We start from the raw sequence: 4,898 nt of genomic DNA, 5'->3' as shown, positions 1-4,898 counted from the left end.
ATGAACCTTGGAAGGATCGCCCGCGAAGCTCCATCATGCGGCGGCATATGCCGACCGCGAAGACGACCATGCTCCCGGCAACGGCATCTCCAAAGCCCTCTTGCAACCGACGCGATTAGACGACAAGTGGCAGGTTGTGAGATGCGGCTGAGCATCTCTGAACGGCCGCAAGTGGGTCCTCGCCGGAGAAGGCAGGGCGGCAGCTGCCGACCATCATACGCCTTTCGTTGACCGCGTCACCATGTCGGCTCTCGCCAGAAGCTGTCGCAAAGCGGCATTGTGCTGCTTGGAATGAACTCGTGCGTGCCATTGTGAATGTTTGTCTCGCGCGTACGAAGCATGAGCTTGCTCGTGGCAGGCGCCAGAGCGATCCGCCAGCTACTGATCGGTCAGTCCGGTAAACATCCGTTCATGCAGGCGACGGGGCATGGCGCGTAAACGCTTTTATGTGGGTTTACGGATCGGTCTACCGAGCGGCCCGTGGGCGTAAGCCGAACTTCGTTCGTGAGGTTGCGGCACGTGCGTCGTGGTGGACAGCCACGACGCACGTGTTCTTGGCAGTGCCATCTCACCCCGCCTTGCGCAGCGCAGGTTCCAATCCGATGCCGAGCATTCCCACCACTTCAGCTTCCGATACCGGTTTGCTGAAGTAGAAGCCTTGGATCTGGCTGCATCCCTGCTCGCGCAGGATGTCGAGTTGGTCGGCATGCTCCACGCCCTCGGCTGTGGTCTCCATCCCCAGTGCTTCGGCCAGCGTGGTGATCGACTTGATGAGAGCTGTCGCCCCGTCGCTGCTGAGCAGGTCCACGATGAAACTGCGGTCGATCTTGATCTTGTCGAACGGGAACGAGCGCAAGTAGCTGAGCGAAGAATAGCCGGTGCCGAAATCGTCCAGCGCCACCCGCACGCCCAGCGCGCGCAGGCTGTGCAGCGAGGCGAGCGTGGTGGTCGGATTGTCGATGAACAGGCTCTCGGTGATCTCAAGCTCGAGCCGCTGCGGCGGCAAGCCGGTCTCAGCCAGGGCCTATGATCACCGTTTTCAGCCCCGGACTGCGGAACTGGACAGGCGACACGTTGACCGCGATACGCACGTGATCGGGCCAGTCGCGCGCTGCCCGGCAGGCCTCACGGATCACCCATTCGCCGATCGGCACGATCAGCCCGGTGTCCTCGGCCAGCGGGATGAAGTCCACCGGCGAGACCGTGCCGCGCTCGGGATGGTGCCAGCGCAGCAGCGCCTCGAACGCAGAAACGCGCGATTCCGCCAGGTTGAACAAGGGCTGGAACATCAGCGACAATTGGCCTTCGCTGATCGCGTCGTGCAGGTCGAGTTCCATTTGCCGGCGCTTGCGCGCCTCGGCGTCCATCGCCGCCTCGTAGAAGCAGAAGCCGCCCCGCCCTACGTGTTTGGCGCGGTACAGGGCAAGGTCGGCATGCTTGACCAGGGTGACCGCATCCTCGCCATCTTCATGGAGGATGGCGATGCCGATGCTGGTGCCCGGAACGATGCGGTGCCCGTTCACCATGCACGGTTCGGCGATGGCGCGGATCACGCCGTGGGCGATGCGATCGAGCGGGCGATCGGCGTCGTCGACCACGACTGCGAACTCGTCGCCGCCCAGACGCGCGACGAAGCCATCGCCGGCGACGGCCACGAGCCGCGCGGCGATCTGGCACAGCAAGGCATCGCCGGTCGGGTGGCCAAGGGTGTCGTTGACGACCTTGAAGTTGTCGAGATCGAGGCACAGCAACGCCTGGCGCCGTTCCGGTGCCGGACGGCCCAGAACCATCGCCAGATGTTCGCGCAGCAGCATGCGGTTGGCCAGCCCGGTTAGGCCATCATGCAGCGCCATGTGCGTGATCTGCCGCTCGCGTTCGCCGATATCGTCGACCATGCGATTAAAGCTGTCTGCCAGGGTGCCGAGTTCGTCGCGTGTCTCGACCTGCACTTGCGCATAGTCGCCCTTGGCGACCCGCCTGGCCGCGGCATCCAAGGCGATGATCGGGCGGGAGATGCGGCGCGCCAGCAGCCAACTGCCGACCCCGGCCATGACGATGCCGACAAGGCCGCTGGCCAGCAGCAGCCAGAGCATCGGCGCGTACTCAGCGAGCGCCCGGGTGACGCTGTGACGCAGCAGCAGCACTTGTGGTTCGTCCGAGCGGAACGAGGCGATCGACGATGCCTGCACCAGGAAGCGTTCGCCGTTAACGCGCTCTTCGGTGATCGTACCGATCTTCTGGCTCTTGGGCAGATCGCCGGCAGGAACAATATGCGGCGCGAGCTTGATCGAGGAGAGTTTAGCCAACGCTCCCAGTTCGCGCTCATCAAGCGCGTTGGCGAACACCACCCAGCCGATCGTCACAGGCGCCTTGACCGGCGCGGCCGCGGCATTGAAGCGCAGCTTGCCCAGGCGCAGCACGCCGCTGTCGGCGCCATCGTCGAGCGCCTGGCGCAGATACTCGCGCTCGCTCTCGCTCAGCGCGCCGCGAAAGCCAACAGCATTGCCGTCCAGGTCCACGAAGAAGGCCTGATCGAGGTGAAGGCGCGACCGCAGTGATTCGAGCGCGGAGGCGATCGTCGGCGCTGGCTCACCCGAACCCTCGTCGCTCTCGCCAACGGACACCCAGCAAACCGCCTTGCTGAGCTCATGCGATGGATCGCCGTGCCTTAAGAACACCGCTTACCTTGGAAAGAGGACTACAACAGAGCAACCATGTCTCACATCTAAGTGCGGATCGACCAAGTGTGGCAGTCGGTGCCTTTCTCGGACTGTTGGCAACACGACGGCCAGCAGATGCGGTGTCCACACTGCCATGGTGCCGCGTACGTGGCGCATAATCACGTACCGGGCGCACCGCCACGGGTCACCCACAAAAGACGTTGGGAGGGCTGCACCGGTGAGCGTTTGTTGAACACGCAGCGCCACCCGACAGCCGTGGATTGAAGTTCGGCCTCTTAAGCGTGCGCGTCAGCCGAGATATGCTGGTCCGCTACGTTCACGGCCCCCACAGGTGACCCATCGACCCGCCTCCGCTCCCGTCGAGATTACACTTTCGGCGCGGCATATTCCTCACCCCTGATCATTACGCAATGGAGAATAAACTTCGTGGCGCTGTTTACCACACGGCGTTGGGCGGTCAGTCTATCTCTGATGGTAGGGAGAGGTGATCGGTGAACGCATCCGAAGGCATCGAAGCAGATAAACTGAAGCTCCAGTTCATAACTGACCTGTACAAGGAGCAGTGTACCCACGGTAGGCACACGGAAGCACAGCGGCAGTTCATGGCTGGAACGCTGTTGATTTTGAGCGGCATCCTCTTGAGCATGATCGCCGCGCTCCATTTTGATATCACGGCGATGCCTATTGCCCTTACCCTCGTCGCGCTCGCACTTTGCGCAAAGAAGTGCATAGCAGTTTTTGAAATGAAGCGAGAAGAGTTGACCGCCCGCCGTGACCACTACCGATTCGAGGCAGAGAAGATAACCGGAACGGAAGTGTTTGCCCCCGCTGCGAATGGGAGAAATATGCAACGACTCTCCAACCAATGGAATAAGCTATTCAACTTCGTTTTGGTACTCGGAATCCTACTCACGCTAATAATCGCCGCGCAGGCGTAATCGCCGCGCAGGCGCTACTGCACACTAGGAGCGTGTCTAATTATCTCGAAAGAGCCACCGGCGTCGATCTCAGCCGATTGAGGCGCTGAGCGTACTCTTGTTTTTGCAGCATGCATTTCGAGCGCCACGGTCCGGCTCCGATAGGTTGCGATCCGATAGGGCGGGAAGAGCGCTGGATGATCGTGAGCGAAGGAGAATGATCACGGCATAGGCTAATGCGTGTGTTCACGGCGATAAAGGGTTGTTCAGCTTCGAACTAAACTTTCGCATGAATGTTAAATGAGGGCACGCTTTCTACGCATTGGCGTGCGCCTTCAGGTGCATATCGTTTGAGCCACAGTGATACCCCACTGTGGCTCATCCGCTGTTCGATACCCGGCTTGCTGCTCTCGTTCATTGGTTTGGATCCATATCGGCGATGGTGCCGGGTATGCTCTGCTGCTGCTCAGGCAGCGGCGGCGTCGGTGCGCCGTCGTGGTCGCTCGGCATTGCAGGTGGGCACCTCCATTAACCCGCCGATTTCAGCCGGCGGGTGTGCGGCCGTCGGATGTGGGGTGATTGTGAGGCGCTGTGGGCGTCAGCGGCCTGTTCTTCGTCGGTATTGCCGGCCTTCTGGAGACAGCTATCCCATGGCTGCCCAGCGTTCGTGGAAGATCAGACGGTGCATGTTGTAGGCCAGGTTGGCGAGGGTGATCTTCGCCTCGGCACGCTTGATGCCGATGGTACGGATGAACAGCCCCATCTGAGCCTTCTGGCGAGCAAACACATGTTCGACACGGGCTCGGATCTTCGATTTGGCAGCGTTGGCCTTGGCCGTGCGTTCGGGCATTGGCTTGCCGCACGGCTTCTTGCAGTGGATGCGACTGACCCGGCTCTGCCGCTTGAGCCACGCCTCGTTGGCCTGGCTGCGATAGGCGGTGTCGGCCCAGACATCTGACGCGGTGTTATCGGCGGTGACGACATCGCACAGCATTCGCCCATCGAAGCGCCCCGCATCGGTGACCTTGCTCTTCCGGATGAAGCCGAACGTCCGTTAGCGTTGCGAGCGGGCCACGGGCGTTTTCGGTTGCCGGAGGGCAGTGGTCGTTCAGCCTCGATCTGCCATGTAGGTTGGCTGGTGGTGTTCGCGCAGCGCGACCACAACAGAAGCGATGTCGGTGTGCGCTTCGTCTTCGATGAAGGCAGCGGTTTCAGTCCCGGGGCGCGGCGGCCCCAAGACTGGCAGGCCCTTGTCGCTTTTGCTGTAGATGAAGATCGGCAGGAATAGGCCAAAGAGCCT

General features: G+C 61.6%; 3 protein-coding genes and 2 pseudogenes. 1 reads left to right on the top strand and 4 read right to left on the bottom strand.

Annotated features, from left to right (window positions below):
• Positions 1–568: 568 nt before the first annotated feature.
• Together GV044_RS22600 and GV044_RS16575 are read right to left on the bottom strand one after the other, a co-directional pair.
• Entirely contained in the window at positions 569–1,006 is a 438-nt protein-coding gene (locus tag GV044_RS22600) for an EAL domain-containing protein (RefSeq protein ID WP_159872925.1), read from the bottom strand.
• A 7-nt stretch (positions 1,007–1,013) separates the two neighbouring features.
• Positions 1,014–2,624 (bottom strand): bifunctional diguanylate cyclase/phosphodiesterase, encoded by a 1,611-nt coding sequence (locus GV044_RS16575; RefSeq protein ID WP_159872923.1) that lies wholly within the window; start codon positions 2,622–2,624, stop codon positions 1,014–1,016.
• Between the two features lie 548 nt (positions 2,625–3,172).
• On the opposite strand from GV044_RS16575, the gene GV044_RS16570 reads away from it, so the two are divergent.
• Complete coding sequence (locus GV044_RS16570; RefSeq protein ID WP_159872913.1) at positions 3,173–3,619, top strand: hypothetical protein; 447 nt, start codon at positions 3,173–3,175, stop codon at positions 3,617–3,619.
• Between the two features lie 622 nt (positions 3,620–4,241).
• Here GV044_RS16570 and GV044_RS16565 read toward each other — a convergent pair.
• Both GV044_RS16565 and GV044_RS16560 read right to left on the bottom strand, forming a co-directional pair.
• Positions 4,242–4,652 (bottom strand): annotated as a pseudogene (locus tag GV044_RS16565) (transposase); the annotation flags it as partial.
• Between the two features lie 54 nt (positions 4,653–4,706).
• A pseudogene (locus GV044_RS16560) lies at positions 4,707–4,898 on the bottom strand (hypothetical protein); the annotation flags it as partial.

It is taken from the genome of Novosphingobium sp. 9U (assembly GCF_902506425.1).
Taxonomy (GTDB): Bacteria; Pseudomonadota; Alphaproteobacteria; order Sphingomonadales; family Sphingomonadaceae; genus Novosphingobium.
The sequence above is the reverse complement of the archived record's forward strand: the minus strand, read 5'-3'. Positions and strand labels throughout refer to the sequence as shown.